Consider the following 26,247-nt stretch of genomic DNA (forward strand, 5'->3'; position numbering starts at 1 on the left):
CGGTTCAGCCGACGACATCCCGCCGCCGCAGCGCCCCCAGCCCCGCCCCCACCAGTACCCCCGCCACCACCGTCAACAGCACCACCGGCGTCCACGCCATCTCCGTGCCCGGCAGCTTCGGCAGATGGCCGAAGGGGGAGACGTCCAGGACGGCCTGCGGCAGGTTCAGCGCGGGGCCGATCCAGCCCAGGGCCAGGCACAGGCCCACCACGCCCAGCGCCGCCTGCGCGAGCCTCGGGAACGCGCCGAACAGCAGCACCGCCAGGCCCGCCAGCGTCCAGATCGCGGGGAGTTGGACCAGGGTCGCGCCCAGGATCGGGCCGGGTTCCCTGCCGTAGCCGGCCGCCAGGCCGAGCCCGCCGACCACCATGATCAGGGCCGCCCCGCCGAACGCGATCACCAGATGCCCGGCCGCCCACCGCACCCGGCCCACGGAGGCCGCCAGGACCGGTTCCGCGCGCCGGCCCGTCTCCTCAGCGTGCAGGCGCAGGACGGACGAGGCGGCGTACAGCGCCGCGACCATCCCCAGCATGCCGACCATCGTCGCGAGGAACGCGTCGGTCAGGCCCGACTGGCCGCCCATCCGCTGGATGATCTCCTTGGTCTGCGCGTTGCCGCCGACCAGATCGGCCGCCCCGTCCGTCATCCCGCCGAACAGCAGCCCGGCCAGGGCGAACCCGAGGGTCCAGCCGATCACGCCGCCCCGCTGCAACCGCCAGGCAAGCCCATACGCCGTCGAGATGCGCCCCTCGGCGGGCCCGGGCCGGGGTGGCACGAAGCTCATCCCGATGTCGTGCCGCCCGGCGAGCACGTACGCTGCCGCCCCCTGCGCGCCCGCCGCCGCCACGATCAGCAGCAGCACCCACCACCGTTCGCCCGCGTACGGCCGCACGTTCTCGGCCCAGCCCAGCGGCGAGAGCAGGTCGAGCACTGAGGAGGCGTCACGCGTCGCGGTGTCGCCCGCCGACTTCAGCAGGAAGGCCGCGCCGAGGACCGCCCCTGTGAGGCCCTTCGCGAGCCGCGCGCTCTCCGTCAGCTGCGCCATGATCGCCGCCATGCCCGCGAACAGCATCCCGATCGCCCCGGTCGTCAAGCCGAGAGCCAATGAACCCGCCGTGCCGCCCGTCGACTTGGCCAGCCCGGCCGTGATGATCAGAGCGATCAGCGCATTGGCCGCAAAGGCGGCCAGGAGCGCCGATGTCAGCGGCGCCCGCCGCCCCACCATCGCCGAGGAAAGCAGTTCCTGACGGCCCGTCTCCTCTTCCTCCCGGGTGTGCCGCACCACGATCAGCAGGCTCATCACCGCCGCGAGTACGTATCCGAACCCGCCGAACCGCCACGCGGTAAGCCCGCCGATCGAGTCGTCGAAGACCGGCCCGTACAGCGCCCGAAGCGAGCCGTTGCCGTTCATCGAGTGGGCCACGTCCGCGCGCTCGGCGGCGGTCCTGTACACCTTCTCCAGGGTGCTCGCGCCGCTCGCCACCAGTGCGCCCAGCGCGATCGACCACACCGGGATCATCACCCGGTCCCGGCGCAGCGCGAGCCTCAACAGGGCGCTGGTTCCCGCCAGTTGATCCGAACCGCGCATGGGTACGGCTACGGCGGCGGTCATCGCGCCACCACCTCTTCCTCCGCGCCCGTGTAGTGGCGCAGGAACAGCTCCTCAAGGGTCGGCGGGGTGGAGATCAGGGACCGTACGCCCGATGCGGTGAGCGAGCGCAGCACCGCGTCCAGCTTGTCGGTGTCGACCTGGAGTTTTACGCGACGGCCCACTACGTCCAGGTCGTACACCCCGGGCAGTCGCGCCAACCCGTTGGGCTCGCCCGCGAGTTCGGCGGTGACGGACGTACGGGTGAGGTGGCGGAGCTCGGCGAGCGAGCCGGTCTCCACGGTCCGGCCCCGGCGGATGATGCTGACCCGGTCGCAGAGGCTCTCCACCTCGCTGAGGATGTGCGAGGACAGCAGCACGGTGCGGCCCCGGTCGCGCTCCTCCTCCACGCACTCCTGGAAGACCTCTTCCATCAGCGGGTCGAGCCCGGAGGTCGGCTCGTCCAGGATCAGTACGTCCACGTCGGACGCGAACGCGGCGACCAGGGCGACCTTCTGGCGGTTGCCCTTGGAGTAGGTCCGGCCCTTCTTCGTGGGGTCGAGCTCGAACCGTTCGACGAGGTCGTGGCGCCGGGACCGGTCGACGCGGCCGCCCCTCAGCCTGCCGTACAGGTCGATGACCTCGCCTCCCGAGAGGTTGCGCCACAGCGTCACGTCGCCCGGTACGTACGCCACGTGCCGGTGCAGTTCGACGGCGTCGGCCCACGGGTCGCGGCCGAGCAGCTGGGCCGCGCCCGAGTCGGCGCGCAGCAGGCCCAGCAGGACCCGGATGGTGGTGGACTTCCCGGCGCCGTTGGGGCCGAGGAAGCCGTGGACCTCACCGCTCTCGACGGCGAGGTCGAGCCCGTCGAGAGCGTGCGTGCGCCCGAACGACTTGTGCAGTCCGGCGACCGTGATTGCCTTCGTCATGTTTTTGAACGTACAGTACTTTCACGAAGTTGTGAAGTTAAGGAAGCGTATAAAGTCGGCGACGGAACCGGGGCGGGGCGGCGAGGGGAGACGATGAACCCATGAGCAGCGTGGACAGCGAGCGAGAGGTGCCGGGCGGCATGGCGGACGGACGGGACGAGGACGCCGTGGGCCGGTTCGTCGAGCGGTTCGCCTCCGAGCTGGCCGAGGCGGGCATGCAGCGGATGGCGGCCCGCGTCTTCGCGGCGCTGCTCGTCTCCGAGACCGGCTCGATGACCTCGGCCGAACTCGCCTCGGCGCTCCGGATCAGCCCGGCCGCCGTCTCCGGCGCGGTCCGCTACCTCGCCCAGGTCAACATGGTCGGCCGCGAGCGCGAGCCCGGCTCACGGCGCGACCGGTACGTCCTGCACAACGAGCTCTGGTACGAGACCTTCACCAACCGGGACCGGATCCTGACCCGCTGGGAGCAGGTCATGAAGGACGGCGTCGCGAGCGCGGGCGGCCCGGACACGGCGGCCGGAGCGCGGATGGCGGAGACGGCGGCGTTCTTCGCGTTCCTGCACGGCGAGCTGTCCCAGCTGATGGACCGCTGGCGCGAGCACCGCACGACCCTGGACCTCCCGCCGATCCCGCCCCGTTGACCGCGCTGACCACCGGGTTTGCGTTGCCGATCCCGCCCCGCTGACCGCTCGGGTCGGCTCACCCCGGCAGGACCAGCTCCCACGCCCCCGCGAGCGCGGTCCACGTACGGGTGCGGACCGGGCCCGCGACGACCTGGTCCGCGCGGTAGCGGAAGCCGCCCACCGGGCCCGAGATCGTGACGGCGCGCGCGGCCGCCCGCGCCCGCTCGCCGGTCCGGCCGTGCACCACGACCTGCGCGAGGCCGTCGGCGGAGCCGATCGACACGCCCGCCACCGGCCGGTCGAGGTCGCTCAGGAGCACCCCGTCGGCCTCCACCCGCAGCCGGTGCGCCACGGCCGCCGCGACCGGTGCGGGCGCCCGCACCAGGGTCCGTACCAGCGAGCGGGCGGCGCCCCACACCGAAGGCGGCGCGGGCGGCGAGGGCGGCGGACTGACCGCGGGGATCCTCAGGGCCCCAAGGACGACCTGATCGCTGTCGTCGGCCAGGAGGTCGAGCCGGTGCCCGGTCCCGTCGAGCGCGGCCCGCGCGGCCGCGACCGCGCCCATGGGCACGCCGAGCGAGCGGGCCAGCACCAGGGAGTCGGCCGCGCCCACCGGCACCAGGGCGAGGGCGCCCCGGTCGAGCTCACGCTCGCGATGCAGCAGGGTCACGGTGCGTAGCAGCGCCTGGTCGTCACCGACCACCACGGTACGCCGGCCACCCCGCCGGGCCAGCGCCCGCGCAAACTCTTCCGGCCCCTGTGGCCAGCAGATTTTCGCCTGTGCTCCCGCACACAGCACATCCTTCGCGATCCGTACGGACTCGCCGTCAATACGGCGGGCGACCGGGTCGATGAGCACGACGAGCTGGTGCGCAGCCGACACCTCGGTCCTTCCTCGGGTAGCATCTTTGTGCAAGAGCCCCTTGCGCTATTGCGCCAGGGGCTTCGTCTATTCCGGGGCAGCTTTCTACGGTTCAGGCCCATGGTGTACGCATCCACATATGGAACGCGTATGCCCCTGACCTTGGACATGCCCCGCCCGGAAGGGGTGTACGCCTGTGCCCGCACTTGTGCTGCTCGGTGCTCAGTGGGGTGACGAGGGCAAGGGAAAGGCCACCGACCTCCTCGGTGGATCCGTTGACTATGTGGTGCGTTACCAGGGCGGCAACAATGCCGGCCACACGGTTGTCGTAGGCGACCAGAAGTACGCGCTGCATCTTCTCCCTTCCGGGATCCTCTCGCCGGGGTGCACCCCGGTGATCGGTAACGGTGTCGTCGTCGACCCGGCGGTCCTGCTCTCCGAGCTGAGCGGTCTTAACGAGCGCGGCGTGGACACCTCCAAGCTCCTGATCAGCGGCAACGCTCACCTGATCACGCCGTACAACGTGACCCTCGACAAGGTCTCCGAGCGCTTCCTCGGCAAGCGCAAGATCGGCACCACCGGTCGCGGCATCGGCCCGACCTACGCCGACAAGATCAACCGCGTCGGCATCCGCGTCCAGGACCTCTACGACGAGTCGATCCTGGAGCAGAAGGTCGAGGCGGCGCTCGAAGGCAAGAACCAGCTGCTCGCCAAGATCTACAACCGCCGCGCGATCGAGGCCGGCAAGATCGTCGAGGAGATGCTCCAGTACGCGGAGCAGATCAAGCCGTACGTCACGGACACCACCCTCGTCCTGAACAAGGCGCTCGACGACGACAAGGTCGTGCTCTTCGAGGGCGGCCAGGGCACCCTGCTCGACGTCGACCACGGCACGTACCCCTTCGTCACCTCCTCGAACCCGACCGCGGGCGGCGCCTGCACGGGTGCGGGCGTGGGCCCGACGAAGATCAGCCGCGTCATCGGCATCCTGAAGGCGTACACGACCCGCGTCGGCGCGGGCCCGTTCCCGACGGAGCTCTTCGACGAGGACGGCGAGGCGCTGCGCCGCATCGGTGGCGAGCGCGGTGTCACCACCGGCCGTGACCGCCGCTGCGGCTGGTTCGACGCGCCGATCGCCCGCTACGCGACCCGCGTGAACGGCCTGACGGACTTCTTCCTGACGAAGCTGGACGTCCTGACGGGCTGGGAGCGGATCCCGGTCTGCGTCGCCTACGAGATCGACGGCAAGCGCGTCGAGGAACTCCCGTACTCCCAGACCGACTTCCACCACGCGAAGCCGATCTACGAGACCCTGCCCGGCTGGTCGGAGGACATCACGAAGGCCAAGACCTTCGGCGACCTCCCCAAGAACGCGCAGGCGTACGTGAAGGCGCTGGAGGAGATGTCGGGCGCGCCGATCTCCGCGATCGGGGTGGGCCCCGGCCGCACCGAGACGATCGAGATCAACTCCTTCCTGTAGGCGGGCTTGGACTGAGCGGGGTCCCGAGCGACCGGGACCCCGCTCAGCCGTTTGCGCAGTTCCCCGCGCCCCTTGAACCCTGCTTTCGGCCGCGGGCCGTCGGTGGCTGGTCGCGCAGTTCCCCGCGCCCCTAGCTGGGTTGGTCCTGGCCCGCATGGGCATTTCAGCCCGTCCGGCCTCTTGGGCGCCGCCCACGCAGGCATACCCAGCCCGTCATGGGGGTCCCCCCTGGCCCTTAAGGCCTTGGGGGAGTTTGAGGACGAGCGCCCTTCAGGCGCGAACGGGGTCTGGGGCGGAGCCCCAGGAGACGACCCTGAGCCGCACCCGAACGACATCCCCCGGCGGGTTTCGGGAAGGGGCGGGGTGGGGCACACCGGGGTCTGGGGCAGAGCCCCAGGGCCACGCACCGGGTCGCACTCGCCCCCCAACCCCCCGTAGGGGCCCGGGGGTTAGCCCCACCCGCGTACGGGTAGCTGGCAGGATCGCCCCGAACCACCCCCTCCGGAAATGCTAGGCCCGGCAAACATCCCAGCTCCCCCCGGAGGAGTCCGCACGTGCGTGAGCAGGCATCACAGAGGTCACAGAGCCCACAGAGGCCCGCCCCGAACAGAGCGCGGCACAGGGCCACCAGACGCGCAGCGACCGCCGCCGCAGTGGCCGCCGGCATCCTGACGATGACCGCGCTCACCCCACCCCCCGCATCGGCGGCCCCCCACCCCGCCCCCATCCAGCAGAGCCTCAACGCCCTGGTGAAAAGCGACGGCTTCCCCGCCGCCCTGGCCGCCGTCCAGGACCGCGAGGGCCACACCCGTAACTACACCGCCGGCGTGGCCGACCTGACCACCAAGGCGAAGGTCCCCACAGACGGCCAAGTCAGAATCGGCAGCAACACCAAAACCTTCACCGCCGTGGTCGTCCTCCAACTCGTGAGCGAGGGCAAGGTCAGCCTCGACGCCATGATCGACACGTATCTCCCCGGCCTCGTACGCGGCGAGGGCATCGACGGAAGCCACATCACCGTCCGCGAACTCCTCCAGCAGACCAGCGGACTCCCCAGCTACACCAACGACGAAGACCTGGAGCCCCGCTACTACGAACCCCGCGACCTCCTGGACCGGGCCCTCAAGCACAAGGCGGACTTCGCCCCCGGCGAGAAGTGGGGCTACAGCAACACGAATTACGTGGTGGCCGGCCTGATCGTCCAGAAGGTCACCGGCCGCCCCCTCGCCGCGGAAATAGACCAGCGCATCATCAAGAAGATCGGCCTGCGACACACCTATTTCCCCGCCCCCGGCGACCCGACGATCCGCGAGCCGCACCCCAAGGGCTACTCCCAGGATGCGCCGGGCGGCCCCCTCGGCGACATCACGGAGATGGACCCGTCCTGGGCCTGGGCGGCAGGCCAGCTGATCTCCACGAACTCGGACCTGAACCGCTTCTTCAGCGCGCTTCTGGGCGGCCGCCTCCTCGCGGCGCCCCAGCTCAAGGAGATGCAGAAGACGGTCCCCGCCGCAGCCCCGTTCGGCCCCAACACCCGTTACGGACTGGGTCTGTTGAGCACCCCGCTGTCATGCGGCGGCGTGTACTGGGGCCACGGCGGCAGCTTCCCGGGCTACGAAACCCGAGGCGGCGCCACGGACGAGGGCCGCGCCGTGAACGTGGCGGTAACCCTCCAGCCGACCGACCCGGCGGCGATGAAACGAGTGGACGCCCTGGTGGACAAGGCCCTGTGCAGCGCCGGGTAGCCACGAGCTCCCCAGGAGTTACGTCGGGAACTCGCCGAGCCAGCTCCGGTCGAGGAGGTTCTCGGGGAGGTACTCCGACTCCACCTCGATCGGTTGCCCGGCATCGTAGGCGAGGCAGGCCAGGGCGAGCGGGGCCAGGGCCACCGCGCCGTCGAGGTCCTCGCGGCGCTCCTCGTCGGCCGTCCAGTACTCGTGGTGCAGCTGGATCGCCTGGGTGAGCGCCTCGCTGAACTTCTCGGTGTCCTGGGTGATGAAGCGGTAGAAGAGATTCAGCGGCGGATAGAGGATCTTGAGCATGAGCTCACGGTCGACGAACCGCAGGTTCTCCGGGTTCGTCCCGTCGAACGCGGCGACCAGCTTCTCGCCGAGGTCCGGCCGCTGCAGCCAGTACGCCTGGAGGGCTTCCACCCAGGGGTAGACGTACTCCTCGAACTCGGCGCCGGACGCCCGTAGTTGATCGACCGACACCTGGCACAGCTGGGTCATGCGATTCTGGTCGCGGCAGATGACGGCGAGCCAGAACGCCTGCAGCCAGGTTCCCGCGTCGGTGAAGTGCGTGGGCTTCCCGAGGGCAGGAACGGTCCGCTTCTCGTGGGCGATCACGCACTCGACCGTGGACCCCTCCGGTGCCAGCGCCGAGGCGAACAGCGCGGACCCGGTCTGCATGGCCGCGACCCACGCCTCCCACGTCTCGCTCGCGTTCGCGGTCGGGTCGTGCAGGCAGTGGATGAACGCGGTGTTGATCGTCTTGCTGAAGGTCAGACTGAACATCTGCGGCGATCGCGCGGCGCGCTCGATCTCCCTGAGGGTCCTTGCGTCGAGCCCCTCCAGCAACTCCGCCGAATTGTCAGGGGGGGTGTATGCGGGTCGAGAAATCTTCACTGCCATGTTGTTTCCTCAGGAGGCGATATTGAACTGCTTCATCTTGTAGCCAGCGTACTGAGCGCCGTTGGACTTCGCTTTGACGAGGACGTAGTCGACTTTGCCATTGTCCAGGGCGGTGCGCAGGGCTTCGGCCAGCTCACCCTCTGCCTTGCCTGCGGGGGTTCCCAATCCCTTTTCTGCCCGCTTATCCATTTCGGCGAGAATCGTTTCGAAGTATTCGCGCGTGCCCTGTGTGACTCGGCGTCCGCTGAGTCCCTTACGTGTGCCCAGTTGAGCCCTCTCGGAACCCTTCGCCTCGACAACCACGTACCGTCCGTCCGTGGTCTTGTAGACCTGGTCGAAGCGGTTGTTGCCGAGCGCTCCGTCGTCGACCCGCTTGGCGTTGGGGTAGTGCTCGGGTATCGCGCTGTGTTCGGCGACGTGCTCACCGTACATTTCGCTCGCGCGGCTCATTTGCCCGTGCAGAGGGGAATGCGTGAGGTCCGCGTGGTCCACCGCTGCGGCCAACTCCGGTGTGGGATTGGCCTCGTATGCCTTCTCCGCTGCCGCCAGGCGCTTCTCCGCCGCCGTGTCGGCCTGTATGGCGTTGTGCCGGGCGGTCGCCTCGCCGTTGAGGTGCTTGAGGGTCTCCGGGGTCATGGGCTGCACCGGGTGCCGCGGCACGGGGTCCTTCAGGTAGTCCTCCGCGACCGCCGGCGGCAGATCGTCGGCCGCGATCCACTTGCCGGGGTGGTCCGGGTCCGGTGCGAGCTTGGGCAGCCGCTGACCGTACCCGCCGTCGAGCTTGGTGAAGCGCCGGTAGCCGTTGACCCGGTAGTGCTTCTTGAACCACGCAGGGTCGTTATTGGCGCGCTCGACCTGCTGGCGCTTGATCTCAAGTTCCTGCGCGTCCGTACGGCGCCCGGTCGGCGGCTCACCGTCGTGGCCGTTGCCGCCGGACCCGCCGTGCTCGCCGGGAACGTGCCCCGCGTCGTCACCCGCGCCGCCACCGTGGCCGGGCTCATGCCCGCCGGTCCCGGGCTCGTGGCCACCGGTCCCGTGCCCGCCCGTGCCGTGGCCACCAGGCCCGTGCCCGCCGGTCTCCGCCGCATGCCCCGCCGTGTCCCCGGCGGCCGGGGTCCCACCACGGGACCCGCCCGTAGCCCCCCGGTCGAGGTCATTCGCCGCGCCCCGGCCGAGGTCGTGGGCCGTACCGCCCGCACCCGGTACGTGAGTTGAGCCGCCCGGGATGTGACCCGGCTCGCCACCGTGTGCTCCGACCAGCACCGGTTCCTTCACGTCCGCGCCGACCTTCACCGGCTCGTCGACGTGGGGGAGGGAGCTCTTGAGGCGGGCGATGTCGTCGGCGCTGAGTTCGACCTTGGCTGCCGATACGGTGCCGTCGGGTTTGTAGACCTTGCCGTCGTCGAGGTTGAGGCGGCTGCCGCCGGGCCATTCGATGTAGTTGCCCTTGACGACGGGGACGTCCGGGTTCTTCACGTACGTGCCGTCGACGTTGAACCTGCCGCCGCCCGCGAGGACATCCGTGTAGGCGCCGGAGGTGATGTTCTTGAGGCTGCCGAAGAGGTCGCCGACTTTGATGATGCCGAATTTGCCGGCTTTGGCGACGTAGGTCATGGGGTCGACGATTTTGGCGACCTTGCCGGTGACGGAGAGGACCTTGGCGACGGCGCCGCCCTTGGCGGCGCTGCCGGCGCCGCCGGTGAAGACGGTGGTCAGGACGTTGAAGGTGACTCCGCCGGCCGCGCGTGCGGGGTTTTTGCCCCATTCGTCCCAGGCGACGAGTGCTTTGCCGGTTTCCTTCATGGCGGTGCGGGAGTCGCGGAGCCAGCTGGGCATGTCCTTGTCGGGGACGGTCCAGAACGCGGCGGCGAACGGGGTGGAGGAGATCGCCAGGCCGGTGGCGAGTTTGGCGAGGCCGGTCCAGGCCTGGCCGGCCTTGTCCCAGCCGTCGGTGCCGACGAGGGTGCCCAGGCCCTTGATGGTGCCCCAGATCCCGTCGACGATGAAGCCGTCCCAGACGAAGCTTTTGACCTGGTGCCAGGCCCAGGCCAGGCCGGTGTATTCGCGTTCGGCGTGGCCGCCCCAGGGGGTTTCCTCGGCGTGCTGGAGCGCGTCCGCGCTGTAGCCGTACATGCCGGGTTTGTGGCTGCCGTCGTCGACGGTGAGTTTGCTGCCGCCGACCAGCGCGGTGATCTTGTCGTGGCAGGCCCGCTCGGCATCGGTGAACGCGGAGATGGTCGCGCCGACGTCACTCATCAGGCGGTTGTTGTGGTCGATCTTCTTCTGGTCGCGCCGCCAGTGGTCGTCCCCGGCGATGCTGTCGGTGAACGCGAACGCCTCCGTCCGCAGCGACTGCAGCTTCGCGACCAGCGGCCGCACGACACCCTCGTACTCGGTGAGTGCCGTAGCCGCCTTCTCCAGCCCGTCCGCGAAATCATCCGCCTTCGTCTTCACCGGCAGGGTGGTCGCGAACAGCTGATCGGCCTCGGGGGCCTGGTAGCAGGCGGACAGGCCCTGGAACTCCTTGTGGACGTTGGATCCGCCGTCACGGAAATCACCGGCCTGCTTGGTGAGCGCGGCCGCGTCCTTGGTGAGCTGCTCCAGGTTGCCGGTGAACATCGGGATGCCGCCGGGTTCGATGACGTCCTTGTCGCTCACTTCGCGGCCCCCGCCGTGTCTGCCGGTTTTTCGATCGGTTTGCCGTCGGGGCCGAGTTCCTGGCCCTTGTCGTTGATCACGGGTTCCTTGACGGCCTGTTTCTGCTTGTTCGCGGCCATGTCGAGGTCACCCTTGGCGTACTCGGTCGTCGCGTCGTAGGCACCGTTCAGGGAGTGTTCGGTGCGCACCGCGATGTAGCCGAGTTCCTGGGCTTTGTGCTGCATGAACTCGCCGAGGGCGCCGCCGACCGGACCCATCGGGGCTTCCGTGCCGCAGTACGGGCCCGAGATCGTGCCCGCGGACGAGGCCGCCGATTTGAGGCTCTCCTGCATCGCTGTTCCGGCCTTCGACATGGCCTCGGCCGCGGTCGCCGTCTTCTTCAACACGCCCGAAACCCCGGACGGTTTGATGTCCCAACTCGTCACCGCACCACACCCCCGTCAATCAACTTCGCAACGCAGAAAGCCCGCCCCTGCTCCGTCAGCCGATGGCGTCGACGGCCGCCTTCGCCTTGGACAGCGTGGACTGCGCGGTCCCGTCGTTCAGCTCCAGCGTGCCGCGCACCAGACGGATGATCTCCCGCACCTCGGCCGCCGCCTTGTTCCAGCGCAGCTCCTTGCCGTGGTACTCGTCCGAGACACCATCGGCGGTGAACTCCGCCATCGCCGCCTTCACGGCACGGTCGCGGTCCGTCAGCACACGCTCCAGGTGCCCGACGATCCCGGCGAGACCACCCTGCACCTCGGTCGATGCGCCGGTGTCGTAGCTGAGCCGGTCCAGATTCTGACCCATGATCCTGATCCCCCGGTGTTAGTGACGTCCGCCGAAGCGGGCCGCGTCGAAGTTGGCCGCCGACATGTTCTGGTGGGCGTTGGACTCCTGCTCGTGATCACCCGTACCGAACGCCGTGTCCATCCCGGACTGACCACCCAGAATGTCCTGCAACGACCCGTTCAGATCGCCTGTGATCTCGTCCGCGTGGTTCTTGAACGAGTCGAACGCGGCCTTCCCCGCCCCGTTGAACTTGCCCTCCAACGGCTCGGCGGCAGCGATCAACTGCCGGATCAGCGAACCCAGATCACCACTCGAACCCTCGGTGCTCTTCCCCAGATCGGACAGAGTCGTGGACCCCATGTCGAACTTCACGCACACACCCCCGTAATCGTCCATTGCCGTAACCGCTCGCAGTTCCAGTTCCAGTACCCGCGAACCGCCACACGCGCCTCGTGCGACGACTTACATGTCTATCGAACGCGTGTCGCAGGTGCAACGCGCTTCCGTCGCAGGTTTGTCACCACAGTTTGTCCACGGGGCCCGGGTGCAGGGCGATGCGTGCGACCCGGAACGAGGGCTCGGCAGCACGGGACTTCGCGGTGAAGAACCTGGCCAGGGTGACCTTGTCGAACCCCGGACGGTCGCTCGGGAAGGGGTCGTCGGGTGTGCCGCCGACCAGAACCGCCCCCGGCAACACCTGCCAGCCCGCACCTTCGTAGAACCCGGCGAGCTGGCGGTCGCAGGTGAACAGGCCGAGGTCGAGCCCGTACGAGGGCATCGCCTCGCGGGCCGCGCTCACCAGGCGGTGCCCGTGCCCCTGCCCGCGCGCGGCCCGTCGCGTGACCACCGTGCTGAGCCCGCCCGCGCGCAACCTGACGCCCGCGTGCTCGATGTCCTTGCGCAGGATGTCCAGCGCGGCGAGCACGACGCCGTCCTCGACGAGCAGCATCGACAGCGGGTCGAGCGCCGGGTCGTGGCTCAGCCCGCTGCTCGGCACGTCCGGCGGCCAGGCCTCGTCCTGAAGGGCGAGCACCTGGTCGTGCAGCGGGGGCGGGGTGTCCGCCTCGGGGTAGGTCAGGATCGGCATCCCGCGATTATGAACTCGGTCACCCGGCCCGTCGCCTCGCCGGCCGAAACCACCTCACCGTCCCCCCCGGCACTGGTGGAGGGCGACCCGCGCCGGTCGAAGACGACCCTCACCGGTCGAAGACGCCCCTCACCGGTCGAAGACGAAGAACAGCCCCGCCGCCACCAGGGCCACACCTCCCGCCAGCGCGGCGATCAGCGTCGAGGACGTCAGGAGGTAGACGCCCCCGATGCTTGCCGTCACGCCGTTGACGAGGGCCACGACCTCCGTCGGGCTGGGGTGCTTGGGGTGTGCGGTACCGCTCCTGCGCCTCATCGCTGTCCGACCTCTCTGCGGGGATATTCAGAAAGGGGCGGCGAGGCCGTTCGGCGTGCAACCCGGGCAAGAGAGGTCCGTCCAACCGCCGCTTGGCGTAAGGGAGTTGGGAAAGGCGAACGCGCTGCGCGACTCGTTGCACGGATCCGGTCCCTCACCCCCCTTACTGGGTGACCGACCATCGAGGAGGTGGCTGCGTGAGCCCCCTTGCACCCCATGGGGCCATTCCCGCCGGGCTGGTGGACTACGTGGACTACGACGACTTCTTCCGCGTGGAGTTCCCGAGGACCGTCCGCTACCTGAGGCGGGCCGGAGCTGCCTTCGAGGAGGCCGAGGACGCGGCGCAGGAGGCCATGAGGGAACTCTGGTCCGCCTGGCCGACGCGCAACCACCCCGTCGGCTGGGTCCGCGTGGTCGCCTTGCACGCGTACCTCAAGAAGGCCGAGCGCGACCGCAAGCGCGTCGCGCTGGAGGCGAAGAACGCGTGCCTGGCTACCCCCGCGCACCAGCCCCGCGCCGAACCGGACGAGTGGGCGGACATGGTCCGGACTCTGCGCCAACTCCCGCTCAGGCAGCGCGAAGTCCTCGCCCTGGCCCTGGACGGCTACGGGACGGATGAAATCGCCGCACTCCTCGGCATGAGGCCGGGCACCGTCCGCAGCAACCTGCGCCACGCCCGCGACGCCCTGAAGGCGTTTCTGGTGAGCAGCGCCGAGGGGCCCGCACCAGGAGGCCCCGTACCCCCGCCCCGCCAACGAGAAGGAGGTCCGCATGTCCAGCAGGGATGAGCAGGGACTCACGACGAGCCGGACCCACCCCAAGACCCAGCCGCCGACAGACGGCCTGCTCCAGCTGCATCCGACCTTCGAGCGGTTCCTGCGGGCCGTCGACGACGAGGTGGAGACCAGGATCACCGAGGACGAGATCGAGCGGCGGCTGAGCCGGATCAAGGAGGCGCGACCGTCGCGCGAGGCGCCCTCCGAGCGGATCGGGTCCCAGGAGTCCCAGGAGTCCCAGGAGTCCCAGGAGCTGGCCGCCCGCGAGCAGTGGGCCGCGTACGGCTACCACGTCGTACGGCTCTGGCTGGTCGGCCTTACGGCCTCAACAGGCGGACGGGTAGCGGCACTTGGGCTCACACGGGACGACGTCGGCCCGCTTGCCGTCGAGACCGTGGCGCGCGCGGTGAACAGCTTCCGCGACCAGGCCGTACGAGCGGACCGCGTGCCGCGCCCGGCGGACGCCGGACCCGAGCAGCGGGTGGCGTTCCTCGTCGAATGCGTCCGCCATCTGCCCGACGCCCAGCGCAGCCGCCGGCTCATGGGCGAGCACATTCCGTACGACGAGTTCGAGGACGAGGGCGCGGTGGAGATCGTCCAGGCGCTGTACGGGTGTGTGGCTCCGGGCCGGGCGGACGCGCTGCGCCGACTCGGCGGTGAGGAGGACTGGCCCGGCCAGACCGAGGAGGTCATCGCGCTCACGCCGGTCGCGATCCGGGCCGCGGCCCAGCGCTACCCCGAAGTCGTGGACCCCACCGTCATGCCCTGAACCGCCACGCGGAAGCCGTGGATCCCACCTCCAACCCCTGAACCGCCGCCCGGAAGCGTGGATCCCACCTCCGACCCCTGAACCGCCACCCCGAACCGATGGCCCCACCTGCATGCCCTGAACTCAACCGCCGCCCCGCGCAAGGTGAGACATGAACGCGAACGACGACGCCACAGTGCGGCAGATACTGCGCCGCAGCCACGAACTCGACCACGGGGACTTCGCGATCGGCATCGAGGTCCAGCCCTACAAGCTCGTGGGGGTCCTCGCCGAGATCGACGGAAGAGTGGTGGCACGTTCGCGCCGGGACCTGACCGACATGAAGCCGGGCGAGGTCGTCAAGCACGCGGCGGAGCTGGCCGGGCAGCTGGCGGCCGTCCGGCTGGGCCGCGGGTTCCCGAGGAGCAGGCTCTGTCTCGGCGTGCAGGTCGGCGGTCCCGTCGATCCGGACACCGGCACCGTCCTGCACCTCGTGAACGCGCCCGACGACCGGGGCAAGGACCGGCCGCCGCCCTATGAATGGGTGGACTTCCCGCTGGGACCCCAGCTCGCCGCCGCGTTCGGCTGCGCCACCGCCCTGGAGAACGACGCGCACGCCTTCGCGGCGTACGAGCAGCGGCTCGGCGTGGGCGACGCGTGCGCGACGTTCGCGGTCGTCCTGATCCGCGACGGCGTGGGCGCGGGCGTGGTCGTACGGCGTCAACGGCTGTCCGTGCCCATGGAGTTCGGGCACTTCCAGGTGTGGCCGCGCGGCCGGGACTGCGACTGCGGGATGCGCGGCTGCATCGAGAGCCAGCTCGGCAACCGGGCGCTGACCGCCGTGGTCAAGGAGCGCACCGGCCGCGAGCTGGACGGCCTGGAGGCGGCGATCGCGCTCGCCGACGGCGGCACCGCGCAGGCCCCGGAGGCGATCGCCGCCTTCCGCAAGGCGGGCGTCTCGCTGGCCCGGGGCATCGCCACGCTGCTCACCACGTTCGGCCCCAGCCGGATCGTCATCTACGCCGCCGAGGACCTCATCACCGGCGGGCCCGGCCGCCGCGCCGCGAACGCCTTCCTGCGCGCGCTGCGGAACGTCCCCGAGCACACCTTCCAGACAAGCCGTAACTGTCACATCGTCACCAAGCCGCTGGACGCCGTACGGGGTGCGCAGGGCGCCGCTCTGATCGCGCTGCAGAACTGCTTCGGCGTCCAGCTCCAACCCCGCTAGGAGCACACCGCATGGGCTCTTCCCCCACCCCCGACGAGCGCCCCGTTCGCTCCATCGGGCTCGATGTCGGAGGCACGAAGATCGCGGCCGGAGTAGTGGACGACAGGGGGCACGTCATCGAACGCGTACGGCAGGTGCCCTGCCCGGCGGACGATCCCGAGGCCGTGCTGCGGACCGTCTCGCGGATCGTCGACCGACTCCGCGACCGTCACCGGGGCGTGGTCTCCCTCGGCGTCGGTGCGGCCGGTCTGGTCAGCTGGCCCGAGGGCCGCATCCGGACCGCCCCCAACAACGCCTACCGCGACCTGCCGTTCCGCCGGATGCTGGAGGAGTCCACGGGGCTGCCGACCGTGGTCGACAACGACGCCAACGCCGCGTGCTGGGCCGAGTACCGCCTGGGCAACAGCGCGTCGTACATGGCGTTCGTGACCGTCGGTACGGGTGTGGGCGGCGGGCTCGTCCTCGACGACCGGCTCTTCCGCGGCCGGACCGGCATCGGCACCGAACTCGGCCACATGATCGTCGACCCGCACGGCGGGACGCGCTGCGGCTGCGGCACGATCGGGTGCCTCGAACCGCTCGCGTCCGGCCCGGCACTCGGCCGGTACGGCAGCGCGGCCGCCGCCGCCGACCCCACCGGCCTGCTCGCCACCCTCGCCGGCGACCCGTCCGGGGTGACCGGCGAAACAGTCTCGGCGGCCGCCCGTTCCGGCGACCCCACGGCCCGTGCCCAACTGGCCCTGCTGGGCCACTGGTTGGGCATCGGGATCGCGACGCTGGTCAATCTCTTCGACGTCGAACTGGTCGTGATCGGCGGCGGCGTGGCCGACGCGGGCGACACACTCCTGGCCCCGACCCGCCGCAGCTTCGAGAGCTACGTCACCGCCCGCGGCCACCGCGAACTCCCGCCCATCAGGCCCAGCTTGCTCGGCCCCGGCGCGGGCTGGATCGGCGCGGCACTGCTCGCGCTGGACGCCTACGAGGAGAGCGCGCTGCGCGGTAGCCGCGCCGCCCTCAACTAACTGATGAACAGGGGGAGTTGATGATGCCGGAAGATGCGCATCAGCAGTGGAAGAAATTCAACGACGGGGTCAACTGGACCAACCATGCCGTGGGCGCGACGCAGAAACTGAGGTACGGGCAACTGGACGACCTGGGCGTGGTGGTGGCCCGGTCGGGCCGTGAGGCCGCGTTCAAACGCCTCGGTGCCGTCAGCGAGGGCCTGGGGCAGCTGGGAAACGCGGTGAATGTCGGCGTTTGCTCCAAGGCCCAGTGGGACCGGGACAAGGAGGAGCGGCCCGAGATGGGGACGGTCGAACACGGCACGCGGTGCGCGTACCGGGGTGCCGTCGTCGGCGGCGCGGGTGTGCTGGGCGGCGAGCTCGGGACCGCCGCGGGCTCCGCTCTCGCCCTCGCTCTGGCCGGCGCCTACTCGGCGTCCCTCGCCGGAGCCGCCGCCGGAACCGCGGTCGCCCCCGGGCCCGGCACCGTCGTGTGCGGCGTGGTCGGCGGCATCATCGGCGGTGTCGCCGCAGGCATGGGAGCGTCGAAGGTCGCCGGCCTGCTCGTCGACGACACCATCGACTCCGTCGGTTCCGGCGCCACGGCGGCGGCGGACCGCCTCAAGAAGGGGCTGAGCGCGGTACGAACCCGCTTCAGCCGTTGATCCGCCCGGCCTCTTCCCACCCCAGGAAGGCCGTCCACGCGCGGGGAGCGACGGAGAAGGAGGGCCCGTCACTCACTTTCGAGTCCCGTACGTGGACGGCTTGGGGGCAGGTGGCCACCTCTACGCATTCGCCGCCGCCACTGTCGCTGTACGAGGACTTGTGCCAGGGGAGGGCTACCTCCACGCAGTTGCCGCCGCTGTCGCTGCTGTACGACGACTTGCGCCAGGCGACGGCCGCCTCTATGCACTCACCACCGCTCGCGTTGCTGTAGCTGGACTTGAACCACCGCAGGGTGCTGCTCATCTCTGCTCTCCTGCCAACTCCTCGATGAGGCCCAGCGATTCGCGAGGATCCAGGGCCTGTGCTCGGATCTTCGCATAGCAGTGGGCATACGTACTCACCTTGGCAGAGTCGGCGATGATGAGGCTCTCGCCCTGCACTTCCAGGAATGCGAGGTGGTCGTGTTCCGGAGTTTCCGCCAGCGTCATGCCGCCACGGTCGCCTGCGTGTTCACCGCTCAACCCGCAGTTCATTGGCAGTACTTGGAGCGTCACGTTACGCCGACGCGCGCACTGAGCGAGATGCAGCATCTGGCCGCGCATGATCTCCTCGCTGCCGATCGCCCGCCTCAGCACCGACTCCTCCACCACCATTTCGATCAGCGCGACCGGGTTCCGGTCGAAGAGCACCTTGCGTGCCATCCGCGCCTCTACCAGTTCCTCGACCCGCTGCTCGGGGAAGGGCGGGTAGCCACCGCCGATCAGCGCCCGGGCGTACGCCTCGGTCTGGAAGAGGCCATGGAGGATGAAGGTCGCGTACAGCCGCAGAGCCAAGGCCTGCTGCTCCAGTAGGGAGTAGTCCTGGAACTGCACCGGGAACTTCTCCAGCCGCACCGGAACCCGCGCATCCTCAAAGATGTCCATCCCATCCCCGAGGACCCGCTCCAGCTGAACCAGCATGTCGTCGGACGCCGGCTGCGCCAGCGTCTCCATGGCGCTGACGGCCGCGCCGGAGAAGCCGAGTTCGGTTCCCAATTGCTCCTGCGTCCACCCCTTCCGTACGCGCAATTTGCGGGCCAGATTGGCCACCATCTGCGCAGTCGGTCCTGCCGTCACCTTGTTTTCCGCTCGTGCCATATGCGATCACGCTCCGACTCAACCGGTCTCAACCGGTCACAACTCAACCCCGCCGAATTCGACTCGCCTCAAAGGCAGTTGGGGCTGGTCAACGGCTCCCCGACGGTCCTCATGAGGCCATGGAAAACGCTAGCGGGGTGCGTCGAAACTGTCCCCGTGGATACGCAAATTGGCGAGGTAAACCTGGACTGGATTCCGCTCTCCGGGTTCCACCTGAGAAAGGCGGGCGTGCAATTCGACGCCGTACGGATCGAGGGGGATGCGGGGCGCTGTGTGGCGGATCTGATGGAGGAGCTGACCGGGGGCGACCCGGGGCCGATCGTCGCGGACGCGGCGGGGCGGCGGCCGGTGTACTTCCTGGTGCCGCCGCGCAGCACGTCCCACAGGCCGTGGCCTGAGCTGGCGCAGCCTTTCAACTCGGGCCCGGGGAAGGTGAGTTACGTGCCGGTCCCGGCGTTGTGCGGGCACACGTGGCCGCTGTCGTGGCGGTGCGCGCCGTCGGGCCCGGACCGGTTCGTACACACACCGCTGTTGAACTCGGTGGTGTGGCAGCTACGCGGGACGAGTCATTCCGGTGATGGGTGATAGGTGGAACTGGTGGCGGTGTCGCCGGGCAGCCCGGTGCAGCAGGTGTTCCGGGCCGCGAGCGGGGGTGGGCAGGCCGTGACCCGCAGTCCTGTTGATTGGCGGGCTCGGACATGCCAAGGGCCATGATGTCGGCTGGACGAGCCCTCATTTCCCGCCTTGGAGCAATGCCCACAGGATGTCCGGCATGCTCATTGGGATGTGCGCGACAAGACCGTTCGGTAAGGGCACGCCGGCGAGGTCCTTTCGGCCGGGATCCCGTACGTGACGCAGGTCACTGGAACGCCCGACAGTGAGCGGACAACTCTGAGCGTGAACCATTCGATATACGACCGCATACGCGACGGCGACCCCGGGGCGTTCCGGGAGCTCTTCGACGAGCACGCGCAGCTGGTCTACCGGCATGCCGTGCGTGTCACGGGCGACTGGGCGTTGGCGGAGGACGTCGTCTCGCTGACGTTCCTGGAGGCGTGGCGGCTGCGTGAGCGCCTGCGCGACGAGGGTGAGAGCCCCAGACCCTGGCTGATGGGCATCGCCGTGAACGTCCTGCGCAATGTTTCGCGCGCGGCCCGTCGGCACAGAGCGGCGATGGCCCGCGTCCCGGTGCGCAATACCGTGCCGGACTTCACGGACGAGTTGGTGGGCCGCATGGCCGACGCGGAGCAGCTCGCGGCGGCTCAGCGGGCCCTGGGCAAACTCCGCCGCTGCGAACGCGAGGTGGTCACCCTGTGCGTCTGGTCCGGGCTGACCTACCCGGAGGCGGCCGAGGCCCTGGGTGTGCCGGTGGGCACCGTGCGGTCCCGGCTGTCCCGGGCGCGGACCCGGCTGCGCAACCTCGCCGAACGTGAACTGTGGAAGGGCGCCGAAGCAGCGGCGCAGGGCCCCGCAGGGCCTTCCGAAGACCCCCGTACGGCCCGGCCGAAGAAGGAGCGGAACCGATGACGCGCATGCCCTGGGGACGGCACGAGCCGCTCCATGTCTCCGAGTTCGACCTGCTGATTCCGGCGCCGGGCGACGACCCGCAGATGGCGGCGGACCGGCATTCCGCGCTCGCCACACACCTGGAGAGCGAGATCCGGCGCGCTTCCGCGCCTGCCGCTGTCCGGCGCGCCCGTCTGTGGCGTACGGCCTTGATCGGCGTCCCGGTGGCCGCCGTACTGGCTGCCGGTGTGATCGTGCCAGGGTCCCTGCACCTGGGCGGGGCGTCCGGCCAGGGGGTACGGGCCGGCGGACACCAGGACACCGGCCCGCGGGAGAAGCCCCAGTGGATGCCACTCGTACCCGGCACCACCGAGAACCTCTCCGCGACCGTCGACCGCATCGTGCTGGCCGCGGCGGCACAGCCCTCCCTCACGCCACGGCAGGACCAGTTCATCTACATCAAGAGCAAGGTGTCCTTCCTGCGGGTCGGCACCAACCCCGCCACCGGGAAGACGGACACCTGGATCACCCCCCTGCACACCCGCCAGATCTGGAAGTCCCCTGACGGGGAGAAGGGATTCCTGTACGAACCGGGCGGCGCCCTCAGCGATGTGGAACCCAACGGCACGGACCTCGACCACGGGCCGGGCGTCTCGGGCGACACGCGGCATTCCTACGACAGCATGAGGGCCCTCCCCACCGACCCCGACGCCCTGCTGAAGCGGCTCTACCAGGGCGGGAAGCGGGGCAACCCCGACGACGACTGGATGGCGTTCAAGGAGATCAACAGTCTCCTGTCCGAGCAGATCGCCCCCTCCGCCACCAGTGCCGCCCTCTACAAGGTGGCGGCCCGGATCCCGGGGGTCGAACTCGTCCCGAAGGCCACCGACGCGGACGGCCGCCAGGGCATCGCCATCGCCTTCACCCGGGGGTCCACCCGACACGAGTGGATCTTCGACAAGGACACCTACGCGTACCTGGGCCAGCGCCAGGTCCTGGTGAAGGAGGAGGAAGGCCTGAAGCCGGGCACGGTGGTGGGGCAGACGACGGTGATCGAACGAGCCGTTACGGACGCGAAGAAGGAACTCCCGGACGGCAAACGCCTGTGACAACGCCTATGACAACGCCTATGACAGCGCCTGTGACAGCGCCTGTGACAACGTCTGTGCCAACGAGCAGCGGGCATGGTGATGGACCTGCCCACCCGCAACTGCTGGGCGCAGGACCGGCCGACCGGTCCTGCGCCCGGCTCGTGGCACACCGCCCGCATCCGCCGGGTCGGCGTTCGTGCAATCCCCTGTGACAGGGTGGACGGATGACGGCGAACCGCGAGTACTCATCCGACCCGCACTCCATCGGACTCGTACCGTGGTCGGACAACACCCCGGTCCACACCGATCTCCTGGCGGCGAAAGAGCTCGTCTACGACCCTTGCGGATTCACCTGCTCGCAGCCGGTTCCCGAATCCGAGAGTGCCGAGTACGCCGCCCACGAATTCACCCTGGACGGCCTCTCCGTCCGGTTCCGCGCGGCCAAGACGACCCCCACCAAGGTCGGCCAGTTCGTCACCGTGTGGAAGAGGTCCCCGGGTGGGCCCATCGAGCCCTTCGATGTCACGGATCCCGTAGACCTCTTCGTCATCAGTTGCCGTGACCATGACCGTGTCCACTTCGGCCAGTTCGTCTTCCCCACGGACGTGCTCCGCCGTCGAGGTGTCCTATCAGTGGGCGGCTCCGGTGGGAAGCGAGCCTTCCGCGTGTACCCGCCCTGGGTGACCACGACCAACCGGCAGGCCGGTCGTACGCAGGAGTGGCAGCTGGACCACTTCTTGCGCCTGGACCAGGACGGGCCGGTCGACCCGGCTCGCGCCCGAGAGCCCTACCACCCCTAGGGGGGCCGCCTGTTGGAGCCCCTGCAGGCGCGGAACGACTGGCCTGTGGGGGTGTTCAGCCTGCCTTCGACGAGCAGGCGTCCTTGGGCAAGCGGCGTTGTCAGTGGCGGGTGCCAGAGTGGAGCCATGACTGACACGCTGAAGGGCCCCGCCAGCTATTTTCCGTCGATCGAGAAGAAGTACGGCCGGTCGATAGCCGAGTGGAAGGACCTCATCCGTACGTCACCGTTGACCAAGCACATGGAGCTGGTCGGCTGGCTCAAGACCGAGCGCGGCCTGGGGCACGGCCATGCCAATGCGCTCGTCGCCCACACCCTGACGAAGGGCGAGCGGGGATGAATTGACTTCGCGTCCTTGGCTCGGAACCGCGTTGCATCCGCAACGCCCGTTCGATAAAAATTGACCTATCCGGTGGGGCGTATGAGGCGCAAGGGGCAACTTGCGGAAGCCCGGCCCGCTGGAGATGACGATTACGGGGGTGTGTGCGTGAAGTTCGACATGGGGTCCACGACTCTGTCCGATCTGGGGAAGAGCACCGAGGGTTCGAGTGGTGATCTGGGTTCGCTGATCCGGCAGTTGATCGCTGCGGCCGAGCCGTTGGAGGGGAAGTTCAACGGGGCGGGGAAGGCCGCGTTCGACTCGTTCAAGAACCACGCGGACGAGATCACAGGCGATCTGAACGGGTCGTTGCAGGACATTCTGGGTGGTCAGTCCGGGATGGACACGGCGTTCGGTACGGGTGATCACGAGCAGGAGTCCAACGCCCACCAGAACATGTCGGCGGCCAACTTCGACGCGGCCCGCTTCGGCGGACGTCACTAACACCGGGGGATCAGGATCATGGGTCAGAATCTGGACCGGCTCAGCTACGACACCGGCGCATCGACCGAGGTGCAGGGTGGTCTCGCCGGGATCGTCGGGCACCTGGAGCGTGTGCTGACGGACCGCGACCGTGCCGTGAAGGCGGCGATGGCGGAGTTCACCGCCGATGGTGTCTCGGACGAGTACCACGGCAAGGAGCTGCGCTGGAACAAGGCGGCGGCCGAGGTGCGGGAGATCATCCGTCTGGTGCGCGGCACGCTGGAGCTGAACGACGGGACCGCGCAGTCCACGCTGTCGAAGGCGAAGGCGGCCGTCGACGCCATCGGCTGAGCCACGACACAAGCGACATACAGAACGGGTCTTGCGGGCACCGGAGTTGGGGCAACGGGGAGCAGGGAGTTTGCGGTGACGGGGTGGGACGTGAGTCCGTCCGGTGTGCAGGGTGCGTTGCAGAAGACGGCGGTGTCGGCTGGGGAGTTGTCGACGGCGGGGACGAATCTGAGTGACACGTTGCCGCGGACGGTGACGGCTGCGGGCACGGTTGCGTCCGGGTATACGGGGCCGGCGTTGGCGACGGGGCCGGTGGCGGCGGCGCTGGGTGAGTTCATGCAGCACTGGCAGAAGGACCTTCAGTACGTCGTGGAGCGCACGGGCAAGTCGTTGACCGGGGCGGCCGAGGCGACGAATGAGTACGTCAAGGGTGATCTGAGGATGGCCGCGCAGACCCAGCACGCAGCTCTGGCGGAGCCGATACCGGCGCCGCCGGGGTTCTCGGGGAAGCGGGCCGGCGGTGAGTGAACCCGAGTCGATCGTTCCCTCGGGGATACCTCAGTTCACCGGCGACCTGGACAGCCTGGACCATGACACGGCGCTCCTGAATGCGGAGGCCGGGGCGTTTCGTGATGCCGGGGCGGGGATCCACTCCCACTTCCAGGGGGTGGCGGCGTTCTACAAGGCGCCGGAGGCGGAGCAGTTGTTCGCCACGACCGCGCCGGTGGCCGCGAAGACGGCGACGTTCGCGGACAGCCTGGAGAAGGTGTCCAGTGCTTTGAGTGCCTACAGCCAGGAGGTGCGGCCGCTGGCGAAGAAGCTCGAAGACCTGCAACGCCAGGCGTTCGCGTTCACCGCGAGTATCGCGGGCGACGAGCACTGGCAGCGTGATGAGAAGAAGCGGGACCGCAACGACGGCATCAAGGACGAGGTCCATGCCACGTTGCAGGCGTTCTACGAAGCCGAGATCACCTGCCACAACAAGATCACCGCACTCGTGGGCGGCACCACTCTGGTGCTCGGCAACCACGGTGACAAGAAGCTGGTGCGTTTCGGCACCATCGAGTACGGGGCCACCGCCGATGACCTGAGCCACCTGGACAAGGCCCCCTGGGGCAGCTACGCGGAGCCCGAGTACACCGGCCTGAACTGGCTGTGGCACCAGGGCAAGAGCCTGGTGTGGGACGGCTTCGTCGTCGACGGGGTCTGGGGCACCGTCAAGGGGCTCGGCACGCTCGTCGGCACCGATGGCTGGGACGCCGCCGGGCAGGCCTGGACCGGGCTGGGCAAACTCGCCACCGGCCTGGTGATACTCAGCTTTCCCGGTGCCCGGGAGGCCTTCATGGCCACGCCCGACAGCATGATGCCGAAATGGTTCCGCGATTCCCGCACCGCGCTGAAGGAGACCGGCAAGGCCCTGATCGCCTATGACGAGTGGGGCAAGAACCCGGCCCGCGCCACCGGTGCCGTGGCCTTCAATGTCCTGACCACCGTCTTCACCGGCGGCGCCGGCTCGGCCGCGAAATCCGGCGCGGTCGCCAAGACCGTCTCCGCACTCGGCAAAGTGGGACGCGCCGTCGACCCCATGACGTACGTCTTCAAGGCAGGCCAGTTCGGCGTCGTCAAGGTCGCCGATGTGTTCAAGGGCCTCAAGGGCCTGTCCGTCGGCCCGCTCTCGGACGCCGCCCACCTCACCCACGACCCCAACGTCCCCCACGTCACCGACACCTACGCCGAATGGCCCGACGGCACCAAGCTCTCCTTCAAGGACGGCGAGTACACCGTCACGCGCCCCGATGGCACGGTGTCCGCAGCCCATGTCGAACTCTCCGCCGACCAGATCGCCCAGCTCAAAAGCTCCGTGCCGCACGCGGCGGAGCCTTCCCTGCCCGGGTCCGAATCGCCCGTGCTTGTTGGCGCTGGCGAACAGGCCAGCCATGGAACGCTGGACAACACCACCCGCGACTCGATCCCGGGCCCGACCGCAGCGCATGAGCCACCCGGGGGTGGCGGTACGCACAACACGCTGTCCACAGGCGGCCATGCCGCGGACCATCCGACCGGCGGCGGCTCGGGCAGCGGTGCGGGTTCGCACACGCCGTCGGGTGGCGGCGGGTCCCACACGCCGAGCGGCGGCGGTGGCGGCGGCGAAGGGCACACTGGCGAACACGGCAACCATGGCAATCCCGATCACTCCGCCAGTAAGGACACCGATCACGGGACGGCGGAGCCCGCGCCGGATCCCGCACACACCATGCGGTCGGACTATGTCCCGCCGGACGCGCCGGAATCCAAGCTGCCCGCTCCACCCAAGGAGCACGGTGACGTCGTGTTGGCGACTGGTGACCACGTCTACCAGCAGCCGCACCTGACTACAATCGGCTACGACAGCATGACCCAATTGAACCGGGAATTCACGGCACGGCTAGACGGCTACCACGACGTGATCGTTCACGGCAATGACAAGGGATTCTTCATGCCCGGCAGGAAGAATGCTGCTGGAGTCGATTTCCCGCCTGGCGAGGTACACCCCTCCCACATAGTCGAGGCCATCAGGAACAATCCCAGTTACAAGGGTGGGCCCATCAGGCTCATCTCTTGCCATACGGGACGGATTCGCGACGGCATAACAGATATCCCTGCGGCGCAGCAGCTGGCGAACGAACTGGGTGTTCCGGTCATGGCTCCGACGGACGAAGTGGGTATCTACCCCTCACGGCCAAAGGGCCAAGTACCGGAGGTACAAAATGGTGGATACTGGAGGACCTTCCTCCCCATTGCCAAGTAGCCCTTGAAGGGAAGTGTCAAGATGAAGGTTCTCGGCTTCTACAGCGAGCTTTGGTCGTCGAGCCCGGAGGCCACCAGCAGCATCCGCTCGTTCGTGGCGGATGCGCCGCAGCCGAACGAGAGCGAGATCGCCTCTTATCTCCGCGGCGGGCATATGCTCTTCGCCTCCATGGGCGTCGTCGACGACGTGCTCGGGTCGGGCGAAAACATCATGGGCGGCGGTTCGATGTTCACGGACGGAGAGTGGGTCTGGCGCGGTGACCTCTGGTTCTACGTTTCCAGGTACCATGCCGTGCTTCCGGAAGAATTCCGGGCCAGGGCCGAGTCTTCGGGTTACGTAGTTCCCGCTGTCGAGCAGGAGCGTCTCATGGCCCTTACGGACGAGCTCCAGGCATTCCGGTCCGGTAAGCGGAAATAGGCCCGGTGGTCGATACCTCCGCTTACCATGGCTCCGCACCGCTCTCGCC

Annotated in this window: 30 protein-coding genes; 18 read left to right on the forward strand and 12 right to left on the reverse strand. The window is 69.1% G+C overall.

Translation table 11 applies throughout. The features are described from left to right. Positions 1-4: 4 nt before the first annotated feature. Both OHA17_RS21575 and OHA17_RS21580 read right to left on the reverse strand, forming a co-directional pair. A complete protein-coding gene (locus tag OHA17_RS21575; protein WP_406507953.1) occupies positions 5-1,612 on the reverse strand; it encodes an ABC transporter permease in 1,608 nt (535 codons plus the stop codon). Beyond that, entirely contained in the window at positions 1,609-2,517 is a 909-nt protein-coding gene (locus OHA17_RS21580; protein ID WP_406507954.1) for an ATP-binding cassette domain-containing protein, read from the reverse strand. The genes OHA17_RS21575 and OHA17_RS21580 overlap by 4 nt, the downstream gene beginning before the upstream one ends. A 101-nt stretch (positions 2,518-2,618) precedes the next feature. Here OHA17_RS21580 and OHA17_RS21585 point away from each other — a divergent pair, with 101 nt between their 5' ends. Beyond that, on the forward strand, positions 2,619-3,158 hold the full coding sequence (locus tag OHA17_RS21585) for a GbsR/MarR family transcriptional regulator (RefSeq protein WP_053724763.1): 540 nt from the start codon (positions 2,619-2,621) through the stop codon (positions 3,156-3,158). Positions 3,159-3,216: 58 nt separating this feature from the next. Here the strand turns inward: OHA17_RS21585 and OHA17_RS21590 are convergent, their stop codons facing one another. Continuing rightward, entirely contained in the window at positions 3,217-4,023 is an 807-nt protein-coding gene (locus OHA17_RS21590; protein ID WP_406507955.1) for a diacylglycerol kinase, read from the reverse strand. 175 nt (positions 4,024-4,198) lie between these two features. Between OHA17_RS21590 and OHA17_RS21595 the strand changes: the two genes are divergently transcribed. Continuing rightward, positions 4,199-5,482: an adenylosuccinate synthase gene (locus tag OHA17_RS21595; RefSeq protein WP_406507956.1), complete on the forward strand. Its 1,284-nt coding sequence runs from the start codon at positions 4,199-4,201 to the stop codon at positions 5,480-5,482. A 674-nt stretch (positions 5,483-6,156) separates the two neighbouring features. Next, positions 6,157-7,227 carry a serine hydrolase domain-containing protein gene (locus OHA17_RS21600; RefSeq protein WP_406510779.1) on the forward strand — a complete coding sequence of 357 codons (1,071 nt, stop codon included), beginning with the start codon at positions 6,157-6,159 and terminating at the stop codon, positions 7,225-7,227. Between the two features lie 18 nt (positions 7,228-7,245). On the opposite strand, the gene OHA17_RS21605 is transcribed toward OHA17_RS21600, so the two are convergent. The 7 genes from OHA17_RS21605 to OHA17_RS21635 all read right to left on the reverse strand — a co-directional run bounded on the left by OHA17_RS21605 (position 7,246) and on the right by OHA17_RS21635 (position 12,949). Continuing rightward, on the reverse strand, positions 7,246-8,115 hold the full coding sequence (locus tag OHA17_RS21605; RefSeq protein WP_406507957.1) for an immunity 49 family protein: 870 nt from the start codon (positions 8,113-8,115) through the stop codon (positions 7,246-7,248). 9 nt (positions 8,116-8,124) lie between these two features. Next, on the reverse strand, positions 8,125-10,773 hold the full coding sequence (locus OHA17_RS21610) for a hypothetical protein (RefSeq protein ID WP_406507958.1): 2,649 nt from the start codon (positions 10,771-10,773) through the stop codon (positions 8,125-8,127). Next, positions 10,770-11,198, reverse strand: a complete 429-nt coding sequence (locus OHA17_RS21615) for a DUF6507 family protein (protein WP_406506762.1) — start codon at positions 11,196-11,198, stop codon at positions 10,770-10,772. Before OHA17_RS21615 ends, OHA17_RS21610 begins: the two co-directional genes overlap by 4 nt. A gap of 55 nt (positions 11,199-11,253) precedes the next feature. Further along, positions 11,254-11,565 carry a pore-forming ESAT-6 family protein gene (locus OHA17_RS21620; RefSeq protein WP_398878801.1) on the reverse strand — a complete coding sequence of 104 codons (312 nt, stop codon included), beginning with the start codon at positions 11,563-11,565 and terminating at the stop codon, positions 11,254-11,256. An 18-nt stretch (positions 11,566-11,583) separates the two neighbouring features. Then, on the reverse strand, positions 11,584-11,919 hold the full coding sequence (locus tag OHA17_RS21625; protein ID WP_398878815.1) for a hypothetical protein: 336 nt from the start codon (positions 11,917-11,919) through the stop codon (positions 11,584-11,586). A gap of 145 nt (positions 11,920-12,064) precedes the next feature. Further along, positions 12,065-12,634: a GNAT family N-acetyltransferase gene (locus tag OHA17_RS21630; protein WP_406507959.1), complete on the reverse strand. Its 570-nt coding sequence runs from the start codon at positions 12,632-12,634 to the stop codon at positions 12,065-12,067. A gap of 129 nt (positions 12,635-12,763) precedes the next feature. Next, positions 12,764-12,949: a hypothetical protein gene (locus OHA17_RS21635; protein WP_159047658.1), complete on the reverse strand. Its 186-nt coding sequence runs from the start codon at positions 12,947-12,949 to the stop codon at positions 12,764-12,766. A 197-nt stretch (positions 12,950-13,146) separates the two neighbouring features. Here OHA17_RS21635 and OHA17_RS21640 point away from each other — a divergent pair, with 197 nt between their 5' ends. From OHA17_RS21640 to OHA17_RS21660, 5 genes are all read left to right on the forward strand, one after another. Continuing rightward, positions 13,147-13,737 carry an RNA polymerase sigma factor gene (locus OHA17_RS21640; protein ID WP_406507960.1) on the forward strand — a complete coding sequence of 197 codons (591 nt, stop codon included), beginning with the start codon at positions 13,147-13,149 and terminating at the stop codon, positions 13,735-13,737. After that, a complete protein-coding gene (locus tag OHA17_RS21645; RefSeq protein WP_406507961.1) occupies positions 13,721-14,494 on the forward strand; it encodes a hypothetical protein in 774 nt (257 codons plus the stop codon). The genes OHA17_RS21640 and OHA17_RS21645 overlap by 17 nt, the downstream gene beginning before the upstream one ends. A 151-nt stretch (positions 14,495-14,645) precedes the next feature. Then, positions 14,646-15,701, forward strand: coding sequence for an ROK family protein (locus OHA17_RS21650; RefSeq protein ID WP_406507962.1), 1,056 nt, complete (start codon positions 14,646-14,648; stop codon positions 15,699-15,701). Between the two features lie 11 nt (positions 15,702-15,712). Continuing rightward, positions 15,713-16,723, forward strand: coding sequence for an ROK family protein (locus tag OHA17_RS21655; RefSeq protein WP_406507963.1), 1,011 nt, complete (start codon positions 15,713-15,715; stop codon positions 16,721-16,723). A gap of 23 nt (positions 16,724-16,746) precedes the next feature. Continuing rightward, complete coding sequence (locus OHA17_RS21660; RefSeq protein ID WP_406507964.1) at positions 16,747-17,367, forward strand: hypothetical protein; 621 nt, start codon at positions 16,747-16,749, stop codon at positions 17,365-17,367. Here the strand turns inward: OHA17_RS21660 and OHA17_RS21665 are convergent. Both OHA17_RS21665 and OHA17_RS21670 read right to left on the reverse strand, forming a co-directional pair. Beyond that, positions 17,357-17,671, reverse strand: coding sequence for a DUF397 domain-containing protein (locus tag OHA17_RS21665; protein ID WP_406507965.1), 315 nt, complete (start codon positions 17,669-17,671; stop codon positions 17,357-17,359). The two genes, OHA17_RS21660 and OHA17_RS21665, sit on opposite strands and share 11 nt — an antisense overlap. Further along, positions 17,668-18,504, reverse strand: coding sequence for a helix-turn-helix transcriptional regulator (locus OHA17_RS21670; protein WP_406507966.1), 837 nt, complete (start codon positions 18,502-18,504; stop codon positions 17,668-17,670). Before OHA17_RS21670 ends, OHA17_RS21665 begins: the two co-directional genes overlap by 4 nt. Before the next feature lie 156 nt (positions 18,505-18,660). Here OHA17_RS21670 and OHA17_RS21675 point away from each other — a divergent pair, with 156 nt between their 5' ends. The 10 genes from OHA17_RS21675 (at position 18,661) to OHA17_RS21720 (ending at position 26,198) form a co-directional block, all read left to right on the forward strand. Continuing rightward, positions 18,661-19,089, forward strand: coding sequence for a hypothetical protein (locus OHA17_RS21675; protein WP_406507967.1), 429 nt, complete (start codon positions 18,661-18,663; stop codon positions 19,087-19,089). Positions 19,090-19,401: 312 nt separating this feature from the next. After that, entirely contained in the window at positions 19,402-20,031 is a 630-nt protein-coding gene (locus OHA17_RS21680; RefSeq protein ID WP_406507968.1) for an RNA polymerase sigma factor, read from the forward strand. Then, complete coding sequence (locus OHA17_RS21685; protein WP_406507969.1) at positions 20,028-21,119, forward strand: CU044_5270 family protein; 1,092 nt, start codon at positions 20,028-20,030, stop codon at positions 21,117-21,119. The genes OHA17_RS21680 and OHA17_RS21685 overlap by 4 nt, the downstream gene beginning before the upstream one ends. Positions 21,120-21,325: 206 nt before the next feature. Continuing rightward, on the forward strand, positions 21,326-21,901 hold the full coding sequence (locus OHA17_RS21690; RefSeq protein WP_406507970.1) for a MepB family protein: 576 nt from the start codon (positions 21,326-21,328) through the stop codon (positions 21,899-21,901). A 126-nt stretch (positions 21,902-22,027) separates the two neighbouring features. Beyond that, a complete protein-coding gene (locus tag OHA17_RS21695) occupies positions 22,028-22,240 on the forward strand; it encodes a DUF4287 domain-containing protein (protein WP_406507971.1) in 213 nt (70 codons plus the stop codon). Positions 22,241-22,387: 147 nt separating this feature from the next. Next, complete coding sequence (locus OHA17_RS21700; RefSeq protein WP_398878815.1) at positions 22,388-22,723, forward strand: hypothetical protein; 336 nt, start codon at positions 22,388-22,390, stop codon at positions 22,721-22,723. An 18-nt stretch (positions 22,724-22,741) separates the two neighbouring features. Next, entirely contained in the window at positions 22,742-23,053 is a 312-nt protein-coding gene (locus OHA17_RS21705) for a pore-forming ESAT-6 family protein (protein ID WP_398878801.1), read from the forward strand. A gap of 90 nt (positions 23,054-23,143) precedes the next feature. After that, positions 23,144-23,521: a DUF6507 family protein gene (locus OHA17_RS21710; RefSeq protein WP_406510780.1), complete on the forward strand. Its 378-nt coding sequence runs from the start codon at positions 23,144-23,146 to the stop codon at positions 23,519-23,521. Then, a complete protein-coding gene (locus OHA17_RS21715; RefSeq protein ID WP_406507972.1) occupies positions 23,514-25,781 on the forward strand; it encodes a protein phosphatase in 2,268 nt (755 codons plus the stop codon). The genes OHA17_RS21710 and OHA17_RS21715 overlap by 8 nt, the downstream gene beginning before the upstream one ends. Positions 25,782-25,802: 21 nt before the next feature. Next, a complete protein-coding gene (locus OHA17_RS21720) occupies positions 25,803-26,198 on the forward strand; it encodes a hypothetical protein (RefSeq protein ID WP_406507973.1) in 396 nt (131 codons plus the stop codon). The last annotated feature ends 49 nt before the right edge of the window (positions 26,199-26,247 follow it).

Origin of the sequence: Streptomyces sp. NBC_00212, from assembly GCF_045206365.1 — a bacterium.
Lineage (GTDB): Bacteria > Actinomycetota > Actinomycetes > Streptomycetales > Streptomycetaceae > Streptomyces.

What these genes read in the sequence shown, in the direction of transcription:
- OHA17_RS21575 (WP_406507953.1), bottom strand. Translation starts at nt 1,612, where the DNA reads ATGACCGCCGCCGTAGCCGTACCCATGCGCGGTTCGGATCAACTGGCG.
- OHA17_RS21580 (WP_406507954.1), bottom strand. Translation starts at nt 2,517, where the DNA reads ATGACGAAGGCAATCACGGTCGCCGGACTGCACAAGTCGTTCGGGCGC.
- OHA17_RS21585 (WP_053724763.1), top strand. Translation starts at nt 2,619, where the DNA reads ATGAGCAGCGTGGACAGCGAGCGAGAGGTGCCGGGCGGCATGGCGGAC.
- OHA17_RS21600 (WP_406510779.1), top strand. Translation starts at nt 6,157, where the DNA reads ATGACCGCGCTCACCCCACCCCCCGCATCGGCGGCCCCCCACCCCGCC.
- OHA17_RS21605 (WP_406507957.1), bottom strand. Translation starts at nt 8,115, where the DNA reads ATGGCAGTGAAGATTTCTCGACCCGCATACACCCCCCCTGACAATTCG.
- OHA17_RS21620 (WP_398878801.1), bottom strand. Translation starts at nt 11,565, where the DNA reads ATGGGTCAGAATCTGGACCGGCTCAGCTACGACACCGGCGCATCGACC.
- OHA17_RS21630 (WP_406507959.1), bottom strand. Translation starts at nt 12,634, where the DNA reads ATGCCGATCCTGACCTACCCCGAGGCGGACACCCCGCCCCCGCTGCAC.
- OHA17_RS21635 (WP_159047658.1), bottom strand. Translation starts at nt 12,949, where the DNA reads ATGAGGCGCAGGAGCGGTACCGCACACCCCAAGCACCCCAGCCCGACG.
- OHA17_RS21645 (WP_406507961.1), top strand. Translation starts at nt 13,721, where the DNA reads ATGTCCAGCAGGGATGAGCAGGGACTCACGACGAGCCGGACCCACCCC.
- OHA17_RS21650 (WP_406507962.1), top strand. Translation starts at nt 14,646, where the DNA reads ATGAACGCGAACGACGACGCCACAGTGCGGCAGATACTGCGCCGCAGC.
- OHA17_RS21655 (WP_406507963.1), top strand. Translation starts at nt 15,713, where the DNA reads ATGGGCTCTTCCCCCACCCCCGACGAGCGCCCCGTTCGCTCCATCGGG.
- OHA17_RS21660 (WP_406507964.1), top strand. Translation starts at nt 16,747, where the DNA reads ATGCCGGAAGATGCGCATCAGCAGTGGAAGAAATTCAACGACGGGGTC.
- OHA17_RS21665 (WP_406507965.1), bottom strand. Translation starts at nt 17,671, where the DNA reads ATGAGCAGCACCCTGCGGTGGTTCAAGTCCAGCTACAGCAACGCGAGC.
- OHA17_RS21670 (WP_406507966.1), bottom strand. Translation starts at nt 18,504, where the DNA reads ATGGCACGAGCGGAAAACAAGGTGACGGCAGGACCGACTGCGCAGATG.
- OHA17_RS21685 (WP_406507969.1), top strand. Translation starts at nt 20,028, where the DNA reads ATGACGCGCATGCCCTGGGGACGGCACGAGCCGCTCCATGTCTCCGAG.
- OHA17_RS21690 (WP_406507970.1), top strand. Translation starts at nt 21,326, where the DNA reads ATGACGGCGAACCGCGAGTACTCATCCGACCCGCACTCCATCGGACTC.
- OHA17_RS21695 (WP_406507971.1), top strand. Translation starts at nt 22,028, where the DNA reads ATGACTGACACGCTGAAGGGCCCCGCCAGCTATTTTCCGTCGATCGAG.
- OHA17_RS21705 (WP_398878801.1), top strand. Translation starts at nt 22,742, where the DNA reads ATGGGTCAGAATCTGGACCGGCTCAGCTACGACACCGGCGCATCGACC.
- OHA17_RS21720 (WP_406507973.1), top strand. Translation starts at nt 25,803, where the DNA reads ATGAAGGTTCTCGGCTTCTACAGCGAGCTTTGGTCGTCGAGCCCGGAG.